Raw genomic sequence first — 21,167 nt, forward strand, 5'->3', positions numbered from 1 at the left:
TGGCCACAGATTGAAGACAGGAGGGTGCAATCCGGATTGCCCCTCCTGTTTTGCATTGCGCGAACCGATCTCGTTGCCGCAACTCTTGCAAAATGCCGCAATTTGACAGCATAGGACGGAGACAGGCAAACGGCGCCGGGTCGATGACGCTAGCTTGTCGAAACGTGAGGCGAGGGCGAGAGACAGTGACGACGGTGATTGATGGAAAGGCAGCGGCCGCATCGGTGGTCGAGGCGGTAACCTCTGCAGCAGCAGTCCTTGAAACGCGCGGCCATCGCAAACCAGGCCTTGCCGTCGTGATCGTCGGCAACGATCCGGCAAGCCATGCCTATGTCGGCGCCAAGAGCAAGATGGCCAAGCAATGCGGCTTCAATTCCCTCCAGCATACATTGCCTGAAGACACGTCTCAGGACGATCTGATGGCGCTCGTCGCGTCTCTCAATGCCGATCCGACCATTGACGGCATCCTCGTCCAGCTTCCGCTTCCCAAGCCGTTGAACTCCGATCCGGTGATCCAGTCGATCCTGCCGGAAAAGGATGTCGATGGTCTGCATGTGGTCAATGCCGGCAAGCTGGCGATCGGCGATACGAAAACCGGTCTGGTCTCCTGCACGCCGGCCGGCGCTATGATCCTGGTGCGCCAGGTGCATGGATCCGATCTGTCCGGCCTCAATGCGCTGGTCATCGGCCGCTCCAACCTGTTCGGCAAGCCGATGGCCCAGCTTCTGCTGGCTGCCAATGCCACGGTGACGATCGGTCACTCGAGGAGCCGCGACCTGCCGGCTTTGGCACGCGAGGCCGACATTCTGGTGGCCGCAGTCGGTCGCCCGGAAATGGTCAAGTCCGACTGGGTCAAGCCCGGCGCGACGATCATCGATGTCGGCATCAACCGGATCGCGGCGCCTGAGCGCGGTGAAGGCAAGTTCCGCCTCGTCGGCGACGTGGCCTTTGCCGAGTGCAAGCCGGTTGCCGCGGCGATCTCGCCGGTACCGGGTGGCGTCGGTCCGATGACCATCGCCATGCTGATGGCAAACACCGTGATTGCGGCCTATCGCGCAGCGGGCGAAGCGGCCCCGACATTCTGACGTCGCTCGCTCCGGCGATCAGTCTTTCGCCGGAGCCGGTCCTGTCGAGGACCTGACGACCAGGTCGACCTTCCACAGCTCCTGCAATGGCGGCTGCATCTCCGGGCCGCTGTGGATCATGGCGATCAGCCGCTCGGCAACACGCTTGCCGGCCTGGCGCAGGGATGAGCGTGTCGTTGTCAGCGGGACGCTGAAATTCTCCGGCTTCAGCAGCGGCAATTCGTCATCATGGGCGATGAGCGACACGTCGACCCCGAGTTTCAGCCGGGCTTCGTTGAGCGCCCTGACGGCACCGAGCGCCAGTACAGTGCTGGCGCAGAGCACGGCTGTCGGCCGCTGCGGTCCGCCGAGGATTTCCTTCATGCCGCGATAGCCCTGTTCGTCGCCCATGAATGTGTTGCGGATATGGGTGGGGTCCAGGATCAACCCCTGTTCGGCAAGGGCCTTTTCCGTGCCCTGTTTGCGACGCAAGGCAAAGTCCAGGTCGGCCGGGCCGTTCAGCAGTGCGAAATGCCTGTGCCCAAGCTGCAACAGGAAACGCGTCGCATCATAGAATGCGCCTTCGTTGTCGACATCGAGAAATGGGTAGTTTGCCGTGCGCCCGGAGGATCGTCCATGCACGATGAAGGGCAGCGACAGGGACTGCGCCATGGTGATGCGCGGATCGTTCTCGCGCATATAGGCCAGATAGTAGCCATCGACGCTGCCGCTGGCCACCAGCCAGCGGATCGCTTCCTGCTCGTCTTCCATTCGCGCCGGCATGATGACGAAGTGGAAGTCGTGTTCGATCGCGACCTCCGCCAAGCCGCCCTGAAACTCGGCAAAATGGATATCGGAGGCATGATCGGGCGAAACCGGCATGATCAGGCCGATGGATCCGGCTTTGCCGGTGGCCAGGCGCTGGGCAGCCCGGTTGGGCCTGTAGCCGGTCTCCTTGGCCGCCTTCAGCACGCGTTGACGGGTTTCCTCGTTGACCTCGGGGTAACCGTTGATGGCGCGGCTGATCGTCGTTTGCGACAGGCCGAGCATGAGCGACAGTTCTTTGAGATTCACGGCAGGCAATTCCTCTCCCTCGCTGGGAAACCACCGGTTCTTCCTCCCTCCGGCATTTCAAAGCGCTTCGACTATGCCGCAGTTTTCGCGTGGGCGACAAGTGCGAACTTGCCATATTTGCGCGCACCTGCACCATTTTAGGATGCGCTTTGCGACTATTTGGAGCAAATTTGCGATAGCGCTTGACTCCTCGGGGATCGGAGTGGGATGACTTGTAGGCCAAAGCGCTTTGAGGAAGGGGCTTTCGAGCCAATGGACGTTTGGCCGTCCATATGTGATGGGAGGTATATCACATGAAGAAACTGTTTTTGATCACGGTCGCTGCCGCAGCACTGGCTGCTGGCATGACGTCTGCCGCCGAATTGAAGTTCAAGCCGGGCGAGGACGCGAAATTCAATTGGGCGAGCTTTGAAGAGTTCAAGAAAGCCAATGATCTCAAAGGTCAGACGCTGACCATCTTCGGACCCTGGCGCGGCGAAGACCAGGCTCTGTTCGAGAGCATCTTTGCCTATTTCGAGGAAGCCACGGGCGCAGACGTCCAGTATTCCTCGTCCGAAAACTATGAGCAGCAGATCGTCATCGACACCCAGGCCGGCAGCCCACCGAACATTGCCATTCTGCCGCAGCCGGGCCTGATCGCCGACCTCGCATCCAAGGGCCATCTGACGCCGCTGGGCGACGAGACCAAGAACTGGTTGCTTGAAAACTATTCCGCCGGCCAGTCCTGGGTCGATCTCTCGACCTACAAGGGCAAGGACGGCACGGCTGCCCTTTACGCACTGCCCTACAAGATCGACGTGAAATCGCTGGTCTGGTACGTGCCGGAAAACTTTGAGGACGCCGGCTATGAAGTGCCCAAGACCATGGAAGAGCTGAAGGCGCTGACCGAGAAGATTGTCGCGGACGGTGGCACCCCGTGGTGCATCGGCCTTGGTTCGGGCGGTGCGACCGGCTGGCCGGCAACCGACTGGGTCGAAGACATGATGCTGCGCACGCAACCAGCTGATGTCTACGACAAGTGGGTCACCAACGACGTCAAGTTCAACGATCCGGCCGTCATCGGTGCGATCGAGGAATTTGGCTGGTTCGCCCGCAATGACAAGTTCGTCGATGGTGGCGCCAAGGCCGTGGCTTCGACCGACTTCCGCGACAGCCCGAAGGGTCTCTTCGGCGCCCCGCCGAAGTGCTATCTGCACCATCAGGCTTCGTTCATCCCGTCCTTCTTCCCTGAAGGCACGGTTGTCGGCGAAGATGCCGACTTCTTCTACATGCCGCCTTATGCTGCCAAGGCCGACCTCGGCAACCCGGTGCTCGGCGCCGGAACGTTGGCGATGATCGCAAAGGACAGCCCCGCTGCCCGCGCCTTCATCGAATATCTCAAGACCCCGATCGCGCATGAGACCTGGATGGCGCAGTCGAGCTTCCTCACCCCGTTCAAGGGTGCCAACAAGGAAGCCTATGCCAACGCCCCGATGGCCAAGCAGGGCGACATTCTCCTGAATGCCACCACATTCCGCTTCGACGGTTCCGACCTGATGCCCGGCAAGATCGGCGCCGGCGCCTTCTGGACCGGTATGGTGGATTATTCCGGTGGCAAGTCTGCGGAAGATGTGACCGGCGAGATCCAGAAGGCCTGGGACGCCCTGAAGTAATTCTCTCCGAAGAGGGAGTATCGCCGGGCTCGTGCAAAACGAGCCCGGCGACCGATACAAAAATGCCTGCGGTCCGGCGCCATTTGCCTATGGCGAGGGGGACCCCGTAAAGGGAGGGAACGCAAGTGGAACAGCTATTCTTTGCATTAGTGACGATCGTCATCGGTGTCGCGGCAGCCATAGGCTACTTCTATGGATCCAACCTGCTGCTCGACATGATCTTTCCGTCGCGCATCGCGGACACGACCCGCGCATCCGAAAACCTGCGCAAGGCGGCGCTGATCCGCCCCTGGCTGTTTCTCGGACCAGCCCTGATTTCACTGGCGGTCTATCTGGTCTACCCGCTGTTTTCCTCGGTGGTCTATGCGTTTCTCGACCGGTCCGGCGAGAACTATGTCGGGCTCGCCAATTTTCGCTGGATGTTCCAGGACGGCGAATTCCGCCAGTCGATCTACAACAATCTTCTCTGGCTGATCGTCGTTCCGGCCGCAGCCACGCTGTTCGGCCTGATCATCGCCGCGATGACTGACCGCATCTGGTGGGGCAATATCGCCAAATCGCTGATCTTCATGCCGATGGCGATCTCCTTCGTCGGTGCATCGGTCATCTGGAAGTTCGTCTATGACTACCGCGATGCCGGTTCCGAGCAGATCGGCATCCTCAATGCCATTGTCGTGGCCTTCGGCGGCGATCCGCAGATCTGGATCGCGCTGCCGTTCTGGAACAACATCTTCCTGATGGTCATCCTGATCTGGATCCAGACAGGTTTCGCCATGGTTCTGCTGTCGGCAGCGCTGCGTGGCATTCCGGAAGAAACCATCGAGGCTGCGATCATCGATGGCGCAAATCCCTGGCAGATCTTCATGAAGATCAAGGTGCCGCAGATCTGGAACACGATCGCGGTCGTCTGGACCACGATCACCATCCTCGTCCTCAAGGTCTTCGACATCGTCCTCGCGATGACCAACGGCCAGTGGCAGACACAGGTTCTCGCCAACCTGATGTTCGACTGGATGTTCCGCGGCGGCGGCGATTTCGGCAAGGGTGCCGCCATCGCAGTCGTCATCATGATCATGGTCGTGCCGATCATGATCTGGAACATCCGCAATGCCCGCCGCGAAATGGAAGGACACTGAGATGCACGCCACCAAGCTTTCGCCGCTGACGATCGTCGTCAATCTCACCGTCCTGCTATTAGTCGCGCTCTGGACCCTGCCGACCGCCGGTCTGCTGATCTCGTCCCTGCGTGACAAGGACCAGATCGTCGCTTCCGGCTGGTGGACGGCGCTGACCACATCCAGCCAGAACGCCATCTACCGGGCGCCGCCTGCCAGCGCCCAGGTCGAGGAAAATGGCCAGTTCGTCATCGCCGGCAATGTCTTCGACGGCAAGGGCGGAACCGTCAGCGCCTTCGGCGTCAACATCAACAAGCCTGCCGATTTCGAACCGGGCGCGGTTGCCGAACGCAATGACGGCAGCAAGCTGACGCTGCAGGAAAACGGCGATTTCCGCCTGGAATCGCCCAAGGCATTTGAAGGTTCACGCGGCGACCGCATCTTCTTCACCTCGGCCGTCCCGCCGCGGTTCACGCTGGAGAACTACCAGACGGTGCTGAATTCCGAAGGCATCGGCAAGTCCTTCATCAATTCGCTGACGGTGGCCATTCCGTCGACCATCATCCCGATCCTGGTTGCTGCCTTTGCCGCTTACGCACTCGCCTGGATGAAATTTCCGGGCCGCTCCATCCTGCTTGCGGTCATCGTCGGCCTGCTCGTCGTGCCGCTACAGATGTCGCTGATCCCGCTCCTCAAGATGTACAATGGCGTCGGTGCCTTCTTCGGCGTGCCGGCCAAGGGATATGTCGGCATCTGGCTGGCGCATATGGGCTTCGGCCTGCCGCTCGCCATTTACCTGCTGCGCAACTACATCGCCGGCCTGCCGCGCGAGATCATGGAATCGGCCCGCGTCGACGGTGCCTCCGATTTCGAAATCTTCATCAAGATCGTCCTGCCGCTGTCCTATCCGGCGCTGGCATCATTTGCCATCTTCCAGTTCCTCTGGACCTGGAACGACCTGCTGATCGCGATGGTTTTCCTCGGTTCAGGCGACAACGAACTCGTCCTGACCGGACGGCTGGTCAACCTGCTCGGGTCGCGCGGCGGCAACTGGGAAATCCTGACGGCATCCGCCTTCATCACCATCATCGTTCCGCTCTGCGTCTTCTTTGCCCTGCAGCGCTACCTCGTCCGGGGTCTGCTCGCTGGCTCGGTCAAGGGCGGTTGAGCGCACGAAGCTTCACTGACATGCACAAGGACCTATCATGAGCTCTACGACGCAATCGATGCTGACGGCCGACAAGGACTGGTGGCGGGGTGCGGTGATCTACCAGATCTATCCGCGCTCCTACCAGGACAGCAATGGCGACGGCATCGGTGACCTCAAGGGCATCACCGCGCGCCTGCATCATATTGCCGAACTTGGCGCCGATGCGATCTGGATCTCGCCCTTCTTCGCCTCGCCGATGAAGGACTTCGGCTACGATGTGTCGAACTATGTCGACGTCGATCCGATGTTCGGCTCGCTGACCGATTTCGACGGGCTGATCGCCGAGGCCCATCGCCTGGGCATCCGCGTTATGATCGATCTCGTCATGTCGCACTCGTCGGATCAGCATCCGTGGTTTGTCGAAAGCCGCTCGAGCCGCGTCAATCCGAAGTCGGACTGGTATGTCTGGTCGGATCCGAAGCCGGACGGCACGCCGCCGAACAACTGGCTGTCGATCTTTGGTGGGTCGGCATGGCAGTGGGATCCGACCCGCATGCAATATTACATGCACAACTTCCTGACCTCGCAGCCCGACATGAACCTGCACAATCCGGAAGTGCAGGACGCGCTGCTCGCCGCCACCCGCTTCTGGCTGGAGCGCGGCGTTGACGGCTTCCGTCTCGACACCATCAACTTCTACTTCCACGACAAGGAATTGCGCGACAATCCGGCGCTCGCCCCGGAGCGCCGCAATGCCTCGACGGCACCGGCGGTCAACCCGTACAATTTCCAGGAACACCTCTACGACAAGAACCGGCCGGAAAACATTGCCTTCCTCAAGCGGTTTCGGGCACTGCTCGACGAATATCCGGCGATTGCCGCCGTCGGCGAAGTGGGCGACAGCCAGCGTGGTCTCGAGATCGTCGGTGAATACACCTCCGGCAATGACAAGATGCAGATGTGCTACGCCTTCGAATTCCTGGCGCCGGAACCGCTGACGCCGGATGTGGTCAGGCAGACGCAGATCAATTTTGCCGCGGCAGCCCCGGAAGGCTGGGCCTGCTGGGCATTTTCCAACCACGACGTCGTCCGCCACATCAGCCGCTGGGGCGCTGACGTGCTCGACCGGGACACCTATGCCAAGATGATGTCGGCACTGCTGCTGACCCAACGCGGCTCGGTCTGCATCTATCAGGGCGAAGAACTTGGCCTGACCGAGGCCGACATTGCCTTCGAAGACTTGCAGGATCCTTATGGCATCCAGTTCTGGCCCGAATTCAAGGGGCGTGACGGTTGCCGCACGCCGATGGTCTGGGACAATCATGCGGCACAGGCCGGTTTCTCGACAGCCGCCAAGACCTGGCTGCCGATCCCGGTGGAGCATGTGCTGCGGTCGGTGAACACGCAAGTCGGCAAGGACGAGACGGTTCTCGAGCATTACCGCAGGTTCCTGTCGTTCCGCCGCAAGCATCCCGCCTTTGCCAAGGGCGATATCGAATTCCACGCGGCCGGCGATACACAGCTGGCCTATACGCGATCCTTCGGCAACGAGACGCTGCTCTGCCTGTTCAACATGAGCCCGGAGGCGAGCGCAATTGCGCTTCCGGCCGGCGAATGGGTGGCGCTCGATGGCCATGGCTTCACAAATGAGATGAACGGCAACCACGTAGAATTGCCGGCATGGGGCGCGTATTTCGCGCGTCATGTCTAAAAGGGGAGGAAGACAATGACGGGCTTGGTTCTCAAGGATATTCGCAAGGCATACGGGCAGGTCAAGGTTCTGCACGGGATCGATCTCGACATCAAGCAGGGCGAGTTCATCGTCTTTGTCGGGCCGTCGGGCTGCGGGAAGTCAACGCTTCTGCGCATGATTGCCGGCCTTGAGGACATTACCAGCGGTGAAATGCTCATCGATGGCCAGCGCGTCAACGATATCCCGCCCTCCAAGCGCGGCATCGCCATGGTATTCCAGTCCTATGCGCTTTACCCGCATATGACGGTCTACGACAACATGGCGTTTGGCATGCGCATTGCCGGCGAGAGCAAGCAGGAGATCGACCGGCGCGTGCGTGCGGCAGGCGACATCCTCCAGCTCGGCCCCTATCTCGACCGCCTGCCGAAGGCGCTGTCCGGTGGCCAGCGCCAGCGCGTCGCCATCGGGCGCGCCATCTGCCGCGACCCGAAGGTCTTTCTCTTCGACGAGCCGCTGTCGAACCTGGACGCGGCCCTGCGCGTCGCCACCCGCATCGAGATCGCCAAGCTCAACGACAGCATGCCGGACACGACGATGATCTACGTCACCCATGACCAGGTCGAGGCAATGACGCTTGCCGACCGGATCGTCGTGCTGTCTGCCGGTCGCATCGAGCAGGTCGGCCCGCCGCTCGAACTCTACGAGCGCCCGGCAAACCTCTTCGTCGCCCAGTTCATCGGCTCTCCGGCGATGAACATCATGCCGGCAACCATTGCCGAAGCCGGTCAGGCGACCACGTTGAAGCTCAAGGATGGCAGCACGGTCGCTGTCGATATTGCGACGCAGGCCACCGAAAAGGGCAAACCCGCAAGTTTCGGCGTTCGCCCTGAAGACATCGCGATTGCCGCCGGTGACGAATATCTCTTCGAGGGGCTGGTCGATATCGTCGAAGCGCTGGGCGAAGTGACGATGCTCTACGTCCAGGGGCCGGCCGACGACGCGCCGATCGTCGTCAAGCTACCGGGTATCGTCGATGTTAAGAAGGGCACGAAGCTGCGCTTCTCCGCAGACAAGTCGAAGCTGCACCTTTTTGACGCAGCCGGGCAGACCTATCGCCGTTGAATACCGGTTTTCGGAGTGTCTTCGCCTCGTCGAGGATTAAGGCCCTGTTAGCCGTAGTTGCGACAGGGCCCTTTTGCACCCAGGAATGAGCCGCCAAAAATACCGACTGTTAAACTGTCACTGCTAGCTTTTTGCTCATAAGAACGGACAAAAAATAGGGACAGGAACAATGGCAGCGCCAAGTGGTTCTCATTTTCTGAAAAAGGAAGAATCCTTCATGTACGACCGGGAAAACCGGTACCGCATGGAAGATACGATGAACGCGGGACGTCTCGAATATACCGAGAACGGCATGACGCATATGGCCGCGCGCCGTTGCGACGTCGTCCGCATCTCGATGAGCGGGGCGATCATTTCGCTGATCACGCAGGTCAATCTTCCCAAGCAATTCTACTTCGACATTCCGGATGCACGCATCAACAAGATCGGCAGCATCCTGCTGAAGACGTTTTCCAACAATACCGCCGAGATCCGCTTCCTGCGTCTGCTGACCCAGAAGGAACTCGACCGTATCTTCGTCTTCTCCACCCATCCGGCACACAGGGACCGCGTGCTCGACGTTCGCAGCTGGTAAGGCCGCTTCTTTCGTTTCGTGATCGAAGGCCGGTGTGGCGCAAGCTGCACCGGCCTTCAGTTTTTCTGACTGGACATCGGCTGCAAAGCTCATGATTCTCCCGACCAAACACAGGGAGAATAATCAATGTCGGAACAAAAGGTTGCCATCGTCACTGCCGGCGGAAGCGGAATGGGAGCAGCCGCTGCCAAGCGGCTGGCCGCAGACGGCTTCAAGGTTGCGATCCTGTCGTCCTCCGGCAAGGGCGAGGCATTGGCGCAGGAACTCGGCGGGATCGGCGTCACCGGCTCCAACCAGTCGAATGACGACCTCAGGCGCCTGGTCGACAGCACCATGTCAACCTGGGGCAGGGTCGACGTTCTGGTTAACAGCGCCGGCCACGGTCCACGCGCGCAGATCCTCGAAATTACCGATGAGGACTGGCACAAGGGCATCGACGTCTATCTGCTGAACGTCATCCGCCCGACCCGTCTGGTCACGCCGATCATGCAGGCGCAGAAATCGGGCGTGATCATCAACATCTCGACGGCATGGGCCTTCGAGCCGAGCGCCATGTTCCCGACCTCGGCCGTCGCGCGTGCCGGGCTCGCCGCCTTCACCAAGATCTTTGCCGATACCTATGCGGCTGAAAACATCCGGATGAACAACGTGCTTCCGGGCTGGATCGACAGCCTGCCGGCCACCGAAGAGCGCCGCGACGGGGTGCCGATGAAGCGCTATGGCACGAGCGAGGAAGTCGCCGCAACGGTCGCATTTCTGGCCTCTTCCGGGGCGGGTTATATCACCGGCCAGAACATCAAGGTGGACGGTGGCCTGACGCGCGCAGTCTGAGCTTTTGCGCGGCGCATAACTGGTGATGCACCAGATTTTGGCGGGATGGATCGAATTTCATCCCGCCATGTGACAAGAAAGATCGGCGCGTAAACCTCTTGGTTACCAAACTTCTTCATTCTTTAGGGCATCCGACAGCACGGGATCTCCCGCTGTCTGACCTGTAAGCGTGTTGGCATCGCCGTATTGATGCCATGTGTGTTCGGTAGCGAGTAACAGTATGGCGTCCTCGACAAAGTTGGTGTCCGGTGGCAATGCGACCGCCGTTGTGAAGACAAAGTCGCGCAGCAAGAAGCGCGGCTCCAGCATGCCGACCATCATGGGCATCGGTCTTGCTTGCGGCTTCTGGGCCATGGCCACCCTTGCAATCGTCAAGGGCCTGTCCAGTTCGGCCATCGAAGCACCCGTTCTGATCGGCCATTCGCTGCCGCGACCCACATTGGCGCTCGCCCAGCCTCTGGCCCCACGCCCGATTACCACGGCCAGCATGCAGCATGCCGCGCTCGAAAAGATGCGTGCCCGGTTTGCCGATGCGATCGCCGCGACCGATCATCTTGGCCTGCTGATGTTGCCGGCCGCCATGCGGCTGGCCGAAGTCGACAAGTCCGATCGCCTCCTGCTTGCCCGGATCGAGAGCTTCACCGATCCGCAGGCCATGGCTGTCCTGCGAGACGCGCTGGTCGAAGCGGAAGCGACCCGCCAGCAGGCTGGTCTTGCCACAGCGGCCCATGAACGCCGCACCGCCGCCGATGACATTGATCCGGTGATGACCGCCTCCATTCCCGTAGCCGCCGGCACAGCGGCGACAATGGCACTCGGCTATGCCGCTCCATCGACGGCCGCTGACGTGGTTGCCTCAGCCGACCCGCGCGAGGAGCCATTCGTCGAATTGTTGTCCGAGCCGGACATGGACCACGATGCCCTGCCGGATGATGGCCCGATACCGGGCGCAAAGCCGAAGCCCAAGGCCGTCCTGGTAGTGCCGCTGAGCACGGAGACGCCTGCAGCGCCGGCCAAACCGAAAAAGACCAAGACGCTGTCCAGCATGCTGGCCTATGCCAAGCCGGACAATCCGATCACCACCGATGATGGTGCCGGTGGCCTGTTCAGCCGCAAGTCGAAACTCCCGGGTGCCGGCAGCCGGATCGCGGTCTACGTGATCGACGAGGCCGTCGTTCACATGCCGAACGGCGAAAAGCTCGAGGCCCATTCGGGACGCGGCCACATGCGCGACAAGCCGAAGTTTGTCCACATGAAGAACCAGGGGCCCACCCCGCCGAATGTCTATAACCTGCGCATGCGTGAATCCCGCTTTCATGGCATCGAGGCGATCCGCATGACCCCGGTCGGCGATTCCAGGATGTACAATCGCGACGGCTTCCTGACTCACACCTATCTGCTGCGGCGACGAGGCGACAGTTCCGGCTGCGTCGTGTTCGAGGACTACAATCGCTTCCTCAATGCCTTCAAGCGCGGCAATGTGAAGACGCTGGTCGTCGTGCCAAGCATGCGCGAACTGCCGAAATACATGGCGATGCTCTAGCGGTTTCTGCCTTCGTCGTGACCATTCATGCCCTCGACCGTCCCGGTCGGGGGTATTTTTGTTGGTGGCAAGCCTGATGGAAAGCGCGGCTCGGCGCCGTGCTGGTCATCGCACTGCCATACGGCATTTAGCGGCCGATAAAAATTGTGCACTATTTAATTGATGGCAATTGACAGGCGCGCAAATCTGCGCAATATCTATTGCGCACAAACAAATCGCACACAAACAAAAGAGCAGCCAAATGTCGGATCGAAACTCAACTGCACTCTCCCTCACCCGCAGGGACGCCCTCGTGGCCGGAACGGCATTCGCAGCACTCGCTTTGGTGAATGCCCCGGCATTCGCAACCCCTTCATTCGCTTCTAGCAACCCAGGAGATTTGACCATGAGCAGCATCACCACCAAGGACGGCACAAACATCTTCTACAAGGACTGGGGTTCCAGAGACGGTCAGCCTGTCCTCTTCTCGCACGGCTGGCCGCTGTCGTCGGATGCCTGGGATGCGCAGATGCTGTATTTCGGCCTGCAGGGCTACCGGGTCATCGCCCATGATCGCCGTGGCCACGGTCGTTCGGACCAGCCCTGGAACGGCAATACGATGGATCAGTATGCCGATGATCTGGCCGAACTGATCGAGAAGCTCGACCTGAAAGACATCGTCATGATCGGCCATTCGACCGGCGGCGGCGAAGTGGCCCACTATATCGGTCGCCATGGCTCGGCCCGTGTTGCCAAGGTCGTCCTGGTCGGTGCCGTGCCGCCACTGATGTTGAAGACGGACGCCAATCCGGAGGGTGTGCCGATGGAGGTGTTCGACAGCATTCGTGCCGGTACCGCAAACAACCGGTCGCAATTCTACTACGACCTGACGCTGCCCTTCTACGGCTTCAACCGCGAGGGCGTCACCGTCAATGAAGGCTTCCGCGAGAGCTTCCGCCTGCAGGGTCTCGCTGGCGGCATCAAGGGCCAGTACGACTGCATCCGGGAATTTTCGGAAGTCGACTACACCGACGACCTGACATCGATCGATAAGCCGACGCTGATCATCCACGGCGACGACGATCAGATCGTGCCGATCAAGGCAACGGCTGAAAAGGCTGCGAAGCTTGTCAAGGGTTCGGTCTTCAAGGTCTATGAAGGCGGCCAGCATGGTCTGGCCCAGTTGCAGGCGGACAAGTTCAACGCCGATGTCCTGGGTTTCATCCGCGGCTGAGCTAATGCAAAGATCCTTCTCCCTCAACGGGGAGAAGGATCAATTGCGAAGGGGAGGCGGGTGAGGGGCAAGCGTCGAACTCGGGACGCGCTGAACTCGTACCCCTCACCCTGACCCTCGCCACCCCAGCAGGGCGAGGGATCGCTTTGTCCGGTTTACATCACCGGCATTACGGTAATCGCACGCACCGGCATATCGACCCCGGCGAGCATGCCAGCCTTGGTGGCGGCACCTGTTTCCAGATTGACCGTGTAGAGGCTGTTGTCGGCGACCAGCCAGGCGGTATTCTTGCCTTCACCGGTAGCCTGGATGTCGAAGGCATAGGTCTTCGGCATGCCTTCGATGCCCAGCTTGCCGATCGCCTTCAGCGTGCCGTCATTCGGCTTGGTCTGCTGGATCAGCGCACCGATCGTCGCATCGATATTGTACATCGCCGTCTTTTCCGGCTTGCCCATCGAATTGGTATAGGCGGCCGCCACTGTGTTCGGCGCTTCGCCCTTGTGCATGTCGCCCTCTTCGAAGACGAGATTGCCATCGACGGTGACGGCACCGGTGTCCGGATGGACGCGATAGTTCGTGGTGCCGGTCATGTAGCGCAGGCGATCGGCGGCCGGGTTGAAATTGACGACCACCGGCGCCTCGCCGATCGTCAGCGGCTTGTCCATCTTGGCAACTTCGGTGGCAGCACCGGTTGCGGGGTCGATCGTGACGATGACGCTGTCTGCCGTCACGCCGACAATGGTCTTGGTGCCCGGGCGAAAGTCGAGGCCGACCAGTTTGGTCACACCGGTCACGTCCATCGTTTTTGTCGCATCCGGCTTGTCGGTGTCGAACATCACCAGCGTCTTGTCGCCGGCAAGCCCGAGCGCAGGGGCTGCATGCGCGGAAAACGCGGTGAGTGCGGTTGCGGCTGTCAGGGTGAGGATGCTCAAGGTCTTCATGGTCTTCTCCCGAATTGAATGGATCCGGAACACGCCGGAATGGCGCCTCCTGAACCCTAGACACGCGGGCGCTGCACTTTGGATGCAGCGAATTCAGATTTATTTTTGCATCCAAATCGTCTGCTGCCGTGTCTCATGCGTAGAAGGGATGAACACATGGGATTGATCGGGCATACGGATCGTCGGCATCACGGCGCGGGTAACAAGACTTGCAATCGCCCGCCGCGCCGCTACGCTTTGAAAAGACGACAAGAAGGAGTTCGGATGGAGGATCCGCAACAGCGGCTGGAGACGGCGCTGAAGGCGTGTGCTGCCGGGGACCGCAAGGGACTTGCCGTGATCTATCACAGCGAGGCCGCGCGCATGGTGACGGTCGCCGAGCGCATTCTGCGCCGCCACGATCTGGCCGAGGAGATCGTCCAGGAAGCCTTCCTGCAGATCTGGCAGAAGGCCGGGCAATATAGTCCCGAACGCGGTTCCGCCCGCGGCTGGCTCTATGCCGTGGTCAAGAGCCGCTCGCTCAATGCCATCCGCGACGGACGGCGCGAGGAACTGACCGATACGGAAAGCCTGGAACGACTGCAGGACGAGGCGCAGGATGGCCTGTTTGCCGATCTGTTCGACGATCTCGATCAATCGAGCCGCCTTCGCGCCTGCCTGTCGCGCCTGGACGCCTTGCGCCGCAAGACCGTGCTGATGGCCTATGTCTCGGGCTACAGCCACGGCGAGATCGCCGGTCGGTTGAAACTGCCGCTCGGAACGGCCAAGGCCTGGATCCGCCGCTCTCTTCTGGCATTGCGGGAGTGCATGGCATGACCGACCCATTGAACATCGATGAACGCGCCGATGCCTATGTGCTCGGCCTGATGGACGAGACAGATCGCCAGGTGTTCGAAGCGGCCCTGGAAGATGACACCGCTCTGCAACGGGCCGTCGGTCTTGCCCGCGACCGCTTCCTCGAACTCGATCTGGCCGGCAGGGCAACGAGCGTGTCAGCAGATCTGTGGACACGTATCGAAACCCGGCTGAAGGTGCCGGATGCGGTGCCAGCTATGACAGCGGACGAACAGGCCGCGGCGTCCGTCGACGTACCGGCGAACGACAATGCAATCGGTGCACTCGGCCGCTGGAAGCGCGTGGCATTGTCGGCAACGGCAGCCTCGGTCCTCCTGCTTGCCGGCCTCGCCTATACCCTGACCAACCAGCCTGATCCGCAGGTCATCGCCATCCTGATGAACGATGCCGGCCAGCCGGTGGTGATGATCGAGGATTTCGGCAATGATGCCGCAAGGGTCACGCCGCTGGTCGATGTCGACGTGCCCGCCGATCGCTCGCTGCAGGTCTGGACGCTGCCGTCGAAGGACTTGGGACCGGTCTCGCTGGGCGTTCTCGACAGCTGGCGCACCGTTACGGTGGAAGGTCCTCGGCTGCCGGGGCCACAGGAGGCGCAGCTTTATGAAATCACCGTCGAACCGCTGGGTGGCTCTCCGACAGGCCGGCCAACAGGCCCGATCCTCGGCAAAGGCTTTGCCAAGGTGCCGCGCTGAGATTGGCGTGATTTAAATCGCTACCGGTGTCACAGCGCTCAAGCCTGTCTGTCGCCAGACAGACGAGCAGGCCGGATCGGGCCTGCTCGATGATCTGTCGGTATCTAGAACAGCACGCTTGCGCCCTGGTCTGCAGGTCCGGCGATGCGGCGGAAGCTGGCAAACAGTTCGCGGCCCATGCCATACTCGTTTTCGTCCAGATTGACGGTTACGGCCGGTCGCGCGGCAAATTCGCCGGGATTGACCAGCACTTCGAGCGTGCCGGCGACGGCGTCGAGACGAATGATGTCGCCATCCTTGATCTTGGCAATCGGGCCGCCATCGACGGCTTCCGGTGTCACATGGATGGCGGCCGGCACCTTGCCCGATGCACCTGACATGCGGCCGTCGGTGACCAGTGCCACCTTGAAGCCGCGATCCTGCAGCACGCCGAGCGGCGGGGTCAGACGGTGCAGTTCCGGCATGCCATTGGCGCGCGGTCCCTGGAAGCGCACGACCGCGATGAAATCGCGCTCGAGCTTGCCGGCCTTGAACGCCTCCTGCAGTTCCTGCTGGTCGTTGAACACGATCGCCGGCGCTTCGATGACATGGCGCTCTGGCTTGACGGCGGAGATCTTGATCACCGCCTTGCCGAGCGAGCCGGTCAGCATCTTCAGGCCACCATTCGACTGGAAAGGCTTGTCGAATGTCGTCAGCACCTTCGGGTCGGCGCTTGCCTCCGATGACGGCTCGCGCCTGACGGTGCCGTCGTCGGCAAGTTTAGGGTCTATGGCATAGGCGGTGAGGCCCTGGCCATAGACCGTGCGCACATCGTCATGCACATATCCGGCCTTCAGCAACTGTTTGATCAGGAAGCCCATGCCGCCGGCGGCGTGGAAATGGTTCACGTCGGCAAGTCCGTTCGGATAGACGCGGGCGAGCAGCGGCACGATGTCGGACAGTTCGGAAATGTCTTCCCAGGTCAGCTTGATGCCACCCGCCCGCGCCATGGCGAGCAGATGCATCGTGTGGTTCGTCGAGCCGCCGGTCGCATGCAGGCCGACCACGCCATTGACGATCGAGCGCTCGTCGATCATCTCGCCAGCCGGTGTGAACTCGTTGCCAAGCGCCGTGATTGCCAGCGCCCGCTTGGTCGCTTCCCGGGTGAGTGCGTCGCGCAGCGGTGTGCCCGGATTGATGAACGATGCGCCGGGCAGGTGGAAGCCCATGATTTCCATCAGCATCTGGTTGGAATTGGCCGTGCCGTAGAAGGTGCAGGTGCCGGGGCCGTGATAGGACTTGGATTCGGCTTCCAGCAACTCCTCGCGGCCGACCTTGCCTTCGGCATAGAGCTGGCGGATGCGCGACTTCTCGTCATTGGGAAGACCTGTCGTCATCGGACCGGCCGGCACGAAGACCGCCGGCAGATGGCCGAAGGTGAGTGCCGCGATCATCAGTCCGGGCACGATCTTGTCGCAGACGCCGAGATAGACGGTGGAATCGAACATGTTGTGGCTAAGCCCGATGCCGGCGGACATGGCGATCGCGTCGCGCGAAAACAGCGACAGTTCCATTCCGGGCTGGCCTTGCGTCACGCCATCGCACATCGCCGGAACGCCGCCGGCCACCTGGGCCACGCCGCCGACTTCGGCCGCTGCCTTGCGGATCTGTGCCGGATAGGTCTCGAACGGCTGATGCGCCGACAGCATGTCATTGTAGGAGGTGATGATGCCGAGATTGGGGACGATGTCGCCGGCAAGCGCCGCCTTGTCCCCGGGGGAACAGACGGCAAAGCCATGGGCGAGGTTGCCGCATGACAGTGTCGAGCGGTGCACACCCTTGGTGATCGCGCGGCGTGTGCGCTCGAGATAGAGCTCCCGGGTCGGCTTCGACCGTTCGACAATGCGCTTGGTAATGGCTTCGATACGGCGATCTGCACTCATCGGATGTTGCTCCTCAACTGGGCGCGAGCGCCTTGGGCACGCATCGCGCGGGGGGCCTCGACAGGCCCGAAAGTTCATCGTCTTGTCGTTATAAAGCCCCTGCCGGTCTCCTCAACCGGCAGGGCAGGGCAAGCCTCTCAGGGCGCCCAATAGATGTCGGGTGTCGTCGCCGCCCGTTCAAGTACGGCCCGGATCGGCATGTCGGCTTCGTCCGAGCCAGACAGTGCCTTGTCCAGCACCGCCTTCTTTTCAGCACCTTCGATATGCACCACCAGCAGGCCCGCATCGTACAATGCCGAGAATGACAGGGTCAGCCTTGCCTCGCCGGCGCCCGGCGCTTCCATGGTCATCACCCGGCGCGGCTTCGAAAGATCGAGCGCTGCCGCCAGATGATCGCCGCCTGGGAAAAACGAGGCCGTGTGGCCGTCGGTGCCCATGCCGAGAATAGCAACGTCAAAAGGTTCGGTCATGCCGGGCACGATACCGGATGCAGTGACTGCGGCATCCTCGATCGTTGCTTCCGGACGATAGAGCGGCACGAATTCGGCCGATACCGCTTCGTTTTTCAACAGATGCGTCGCGACCAGAAGATGGTTGGACCGCGCATTGTCTGCCGGCACGAACCGTTCGTCGACCAGCGTGATCTTGACCTTCGACCAGTCGAGTTTTTGCAAGGACAGAGCCTCGAAAAAGGCTTTCGGCGTCGAGCCGCCGGAGACGGCAAGCGTCGCCTCTCCCTTGGCTGCAATCGCTGCGGAAAGGGCTGAAGCGACGCGCGCGGCCAGCGCTTCAGCCAACGCCGATCCGGTCTCGAATGTATGCATGTGATGCGCCATCGCGATCCCCGGCCTCAGTCGTTTTCGTGCCAGGTGCGACCGTCGCGCTCGATCAGCGCGATGGCCTGGCTCGGACCCCAGGTGCCGGACGTATAGCCCTGCGCCTTCTGGCCAATTTCTTCCCAGGCTTTCAGGATCGGGTCGACCCAGTTCCACGCCGCCTCGACTTCGTCGCGGCGCATGAACAGCGTCTGGTTCGAGCGGATGACGTCCATCAGCAGGCGCTCATAGGCGTCCGGATTACGGACTTCGAAGGCCTGGGCAAAGCTCATGTCGAGCGATACATGGCGCAGGCGCATGCCGCCCGGACCCGGATCCTTGATCATCAGCCATTGCTTGACGCCTTCGTCCGGCTGCAGGCGGATGACCAGCTTGTTGGCTTCTATGCGACCGGCGCCCTCGCCGAAGATCGAATGCGGGATCGGCTTGAAGGCGATGACGATCTCGGACATGCGGCTGGCAAGACGTTTGCCGGTGCGCAGATAGAAGGGAACGCCCGCCCAGCGCCAGTTGTTGATCTCGGTCTTGATGGCAACGAAGGTCTCGGTGTCGGAGGCCGCCTCCAGCTCTTCCTGGTAGCCGTTGACCGGGCCACCGGCAGAGGCGCCGGCGCGGTACTGGCCGCGCACGGTACGTTTCTCGACATTGGCGCCGGTAATCGGCTTCAGCGAGCGCAGCACCTTCAGCTTCTCGTCGCGCACAGCTTCGGCGTCGAGCGAGGAGGGGGCTTCCATGGCCACAAGGCAGAGCAGCTGCAGGATATGGTTCTGCACCATGTCGCGCAGCGCGCCGGCCTTGTCATAGTAGGTGACGCGACCTTCCAGGCCGACGGATTCGGCAACCGTGATCTGCACGTGATCGATATGGGCGGAGTTCCACAGCGGCTCATAGAGCGCATTGGCAAAGCGCAGCGCCATCAGGTTCTGCACGGTTTCCTTGCCGAGATAGTGGTCGATGCGGAAGATCTGCTCTTCCTTGAACACCTTGCCGATCGTGTCGTTCAGCGCCTGGGCGGATGCGAGGTCGCGGCCAATCGGCTTTTCCACCACGATGCGGGTCGACTTGGTGATCAGCTTGTGATCGCGGATCTTGTCGGCGATGTCGCCGAAGATCGACGGGGAGACAGCGAGATAGAAGGCGCGCACGATGTCCTTGCCGGCGTCGAGCAGGGTCTTCAGCTGCGGCCAGCCCTGATCGGACTTGGCGTCGACCGCGACGTAGAAGATACGGGCGAGAAATTTCGCCAGCTGCGCTTCGTCGAGTTCCTCAGCCTTGAGGTGTTCCTTCAATGCGGCGAGCGTGTACTGACGATATTCGTCGTCGGTCATAGCCGTGCGCGAGGCCCCGATGATGCGCGTCGGCTCGGTCAGCTGGCCGGCCAGCTGGCGATGATAGAGCGCTGGCAACAGCTTGCGTTCGGCAAGGTCGCCGGTGCCGCCGAAGACGACATAGTCAAAAGGTTCAACGGGGATGATCTGGCTGCTCATACGGCGTCTCTCACTCGAAATTCATGGCTAGGTTTGTAATCTAATCGATTTAAAAAAGCCAGAGCCCGAATGAAAATCTCTGCTGCAGCGCAACGCCGCAGTCGGATTTCAGAACCTGTCCCGCAGCGCATACCAGGTCAGCGCCAGGAACAGAAGCGGGCTTCTGAACCGTGCACCACCGGGGAAAGGCGGGATCTTGAGTTGTTTGAGCAGGTCCAGTTCACTCGAGTTTCCGGCAATCGAATCGGCGTACATTTTGCCTGAATAGTTTGACAACATCACGCCGTGTCCGGAAAATCCGCCAATCGACGTGACGCCGGGCATGACCTCGCGGGCAAAGGGCTTGCGCGGCAGCGTGATGCCGACCGAGCCGCCCCAGGCATGGGTCATCTCGATGTCTTTCAGGGAAGGGTAGATCTCGGCGATCTGACGCCGGATATGGGTGGAGATGTCGCGCGGACTGTCCGAGGTATAGGCCTCGCGGCCGCCGAACAGCAGTCGCCCGTCCTGGCTCTTGCGAAAATAGCGCACGACGAAGCGGCTGTCGGCGACGGCCTCCGAGCCCGGGATCACATCCGGAAACTTGTCGAGCGGCACGGTTGCGCCGATGAACGAGCGGATCGGCATGACGCGGGCCGCCGTCACCGGTTCCAGATTGCCGATATAGGCATTGGTCGCGATCAGCACCTTGTCGGCGGTAATCGTGCCCTTGGGCGTATCGATCATCGTCTTGCCGCCGTTCTGGCGGATGGCCGTGGCCGGCGTCATCTCATGGATGCGCGCGCCGGATCCTGCTGCCACGCGCGCCAGCCCGATCAGCATCTTCAGCGGATGGATATGGCCGGTGCCGGTATCGCGCACGCCGCAGAAATAGCGCTGCGAACCGAGCCGTCGAGCGGTCTCGGCCTGGTCCATGAAGCTGACATGCGGATAGTTGTAGCGGGTCGCCAGGATCTCGGCCGAGCGACGATAGTCGTTCTCGTAGCTCTTCTTGTGCGAGACATTCATCTGCCCCGGCATGTATTCCATGTCGATGCCATGGGTGCTGGCAAAATCGAGCAGATGCTGCTTGGCATTTTCGGCCATGTCGAACAGCGCCTTGGAGCGCTCGTAGCCGAGTTCATCTTCCAGTTCGTCCGGCCAGGCGCGCTGGCCGGTGCCGAGCTGGCCGCCATTGCGTCCCGATGCGCCGTCGCCGAAGCGATGGCCTTCGATCAGCACGACCGAGACGCCGCGCGTCGCCAGATGATAGGCCGCCTGAAGGCCGGTATAGCCGCCGCCGACAATGGCGACATCGGCGGTGGTCGAGCCGTCAAGCGCCGGATATTCCGGCCGCTCCCCGGCACTCGCCTGATACCAGGACAGGCCGGGTGCGATAGGACTTTGCCATGCCATGAACCGCG

At 61.3% G+C, this 21,167-nt stretch carries 18 protein-coding genes; 12 read left to right on the forward strand and 6 right to left on the reverse strand.

Going from position 1 to position 21,167, the window contains the following annotated elements:
- Positions 1-185: 185 nt before the first annotated feature.
- On the forward strand, positions 186-1,085 hold the full coding sequence (gene folD, locus GVK95_RS03485) for a bifunctional methylenetetrahydrofolate dehydrogenase/methenyltetrahydrofolate cyclohydrolase FolD (protein ID WP_159946574.1): 900 nt from the start codon (positions 186-188) through the stop codon (positions 1,083-1,085).
- Between the two features lie 18 nt (positions 1,086-1,103).
- Here folD and GVK95_RS03490 read toward each other — a convergent pair whose 3' ends face one another.
- Positions 1,104-2,138 carry a substrate-binding domain-containing protein gene (locus tag GVK95_RS03490; RefSeq protein WP_159946576.1) on the reverse strand — a complete coding sequence of 345 codons (1,035 nt, stop codon included), beginning with the start codon at positions 2,136-2,138 and terminating at the stop codon, positions 1,104-1,106.
- Between the two features lie 293 nt (positions 2,139-2,431).
- On the opposite strand from GVK95_RS03490, the gene GVK95_RS03495 reads away from it, so the two are divergent.
- The 9 genes from GVK95_RS03495 to GVK95_RS03535 all read left to right on the forward strand — a co-directional run bounded on the left by GVK95_RS03495 (position 2,432) and on the right by GVK95_RS03535 (position 13,031).
- Entirely contained in the window at positions 2,432-3,790 is a 1,359-nt protein-coding gene (locus GVK95_RS03495; RefSeq protein WP_159946578.1) for an ABC transporter substrate-binding protein, read from the forward strand.
- Positions 3,791-3,915: 125 nt separating this feature from the next.
- On the forward strand, positions 3,916-4,926 hold the full coding sequence (locus tag GVK95_RS03500) for a sugar ABC transporter permease (RefSeq protein ID WP_159946580.1): 1,011 nt from the start codon (positions 3,916-3,918) through the stop codon (positions 4,924-4,926).
- Position 4,927: 1 nt separating this feature from the next.
- Positions 4,928-6,073 (forward strand): carbohydrate ABC transporter permease, encoded by a 1,146-nt coding sequence (locus GVK95_RS03505; protein WP_159946582.1) that lies wholly within the window; start codon positions 4,928-4,930, stop codon positions 6,071-6,073.
- 37 nt (positions 6,074-6,110) lie between these two features.
- Complete coding sequence (locus GVK95_RS03510; protein ID WP_159946584.1) at positions 6,111-7,766, forward strand: alpha-glucosidase family protein; 1,656 nt, start codon at positions 6,111-6,113, stop codon at positions 7,764-7,766.
- Between the two features lie 15 nt (positions 7,767-7,781).
- Complete coding sequence (gene ugpC, locus GVK95_RS03515; protein ID WP_159946586.1) at positions 7,782-8,870, forward strand: sn-glycerol-3-phosphate ABC transporter ATP-binding protein UgpC; 1,089 nt, start codon at positions 7,782-7,784, stop codon at positions 8,868-8,870.
- A gap of 169 nt (positions 8,871-9,039) precedes the next feature.
- Positions 9,040-9,444, forward strand: coding sequence for a hypothetical protein (locus tag GVK95_RS03520; RefSeq protein ID WP_081593121.1), 405 nt, complete (start codon positions 9,040-9,042; stop codon positions 9,442-9,444).
- Between the two features lie 126 nt (positions 9,445-9,570).
- Positions 9,571-10,275, forward strand: a complete 705-nt coding sequence (locus tag GVK95_RS03525; protein WP_159946588.1) for an SDR family oxidoreductase — start codon at positions 9,571-9,573, stop codon at positions 10,273-10,275.
- A gap of 220 nt (positions 10,276-10,495) precedes the next feature.
- Positions 10,496-11,818 (forward strand): DUF2778 domain-containing protein, encoded by a 1,323-nt coding sequence (locus tag GVK95_RS03530; protein WP_159946590.1) that lies wholly within the window; start codon positions 10,496-10,498, stop codon positions 11,816-11,818.
- A 385-nt stretch (positions 11,819-12,203) separates the two neighbouring features.
- The gene (locus GVK95_RS03535; protein ID WP_159946592.1) at positions 12,204-13,031 is read left to right on the forward strand and encodes an alpha/beta hydrolase; all 828 of its coding nucleotides are present in this window, start codon (positions 12,204-12,206) and stop codon (positions 13,029-13,031) included.
- 155 nt (positions 13,032-13,186) lie between these two features.
- On the opposite strand, the gene GVK95_RS03540 is transcribed toward GVK95_RS03535, so the two are convergent.
- Positions 13,187-13,972 carry a DUF4394 domain-containing protein gene (locus tag GVK95_RS03540; protein WP_159946594.1) on the reverse strand — a complete coding sequence of 262 codons (786 nt, stop codon included), beginning with the start codon at positions 13,970-13,972 and terminating at the stop codon, positions 13,187-13,189.
- 264 nt (positions 13,973-14,236) lie between these two features.
- On the opposite strand from GVK95_RS03540, the gene GVK95_RS03545 reads away from it, so the two are divergent.
- On the forward strand, positions 14,237-14,788 hold the full coding sequence (locus tag GVK95_RS03545) for a sigma-70 family RNA polymerase sigma factor (RefSeq protein WP_159946596.1): 552 nt from the start codon (positions 14,237-14,239) through the stop codon (positions 14,786-14,788).
- Positions 14,785-15,519: an anti-sigma factor gene (locus GVK95_RS03550; protein WP_159946598.1), complete on the forward strand. Its 735-nt coding sequence runs from the start codon at positions 14,785-14,787 to the stop codon at positions 15,517-15,519. Before GVK95_RS03545 ends, GVK95_RS03550 begins: the two co-directional genes overlap by 4 nt.
- A gap of 104 nt (positions 15,520-15,623) precedes the next feature.
- On the opposite strand, the gene edd is transcribed toward GVK95_RS03550, so the two are convergent.
- From edd to GVK95_RS03570, 4 genes are all read right to left on the reverse strand, one after another.
- The gene (gene edd / locus GVK95_RS03555; protein ID WP_159946600.1) at positions 15,624-17,441 is read right to left on the reverse strand and encodes a phosphogluconate dehydratase; all 1,818 of its coding nucleotides are present in this window, start codon (positions 17,439-17,441) and stop codon (positions 15,624-15,626) included.
- A 137-nt stretch (positions 17,442-17,578) separates the two neighbouring features.
- Positions 17,579-18,277, reverse strand: coding sequence for a 6-phosphogluconolactonase (gene pgl / locus GVK95_RS03560; protein WP_159946602.1), 699 nt, complete (start codon positions 18,275-18,277; stop codon positions 17,579-17,581).
- 14 nt (positions 18,278-18,291) lie between these two features.
- Positions 18,292-19,764, reverse strand: a complete 1,473-nt coding sequence (zwf, locus tag GVK95_RS03565; RefSeq protein ID WP_159946604.1) for a glucose-6-phosphate dehydrogenase — start codon at positions 19,762-19,764, stop codon at positions 18,292-18,294.
- Positions 19,765-19,872: 108 nt separating this feature from the next.
- Positions 19,873-21,159: an FAD-binding oxidoreductase gene (locus GVK95_RS03570; protein WP_159946606.1), complete on the reverse strand. Its 1,287-nt coding sequence runs from the start codon at positions 21,157-21,159 to the stop codon at positions 19,873-19,875.
- Between the last annotated feature and the right edge of the window lie 8 nt (positions 21,160-21,167).

The sequence above is a fragment of the Rhizobium sp. 18065 genome (assembly GCF_902706095.1).
Taxonomy (GTDB): domain Bacteria; phylum Pseudomonadota; class Alphaproteobacteria; order Rhizobiales; family Rhizobiaceae; genus Allorhizobium.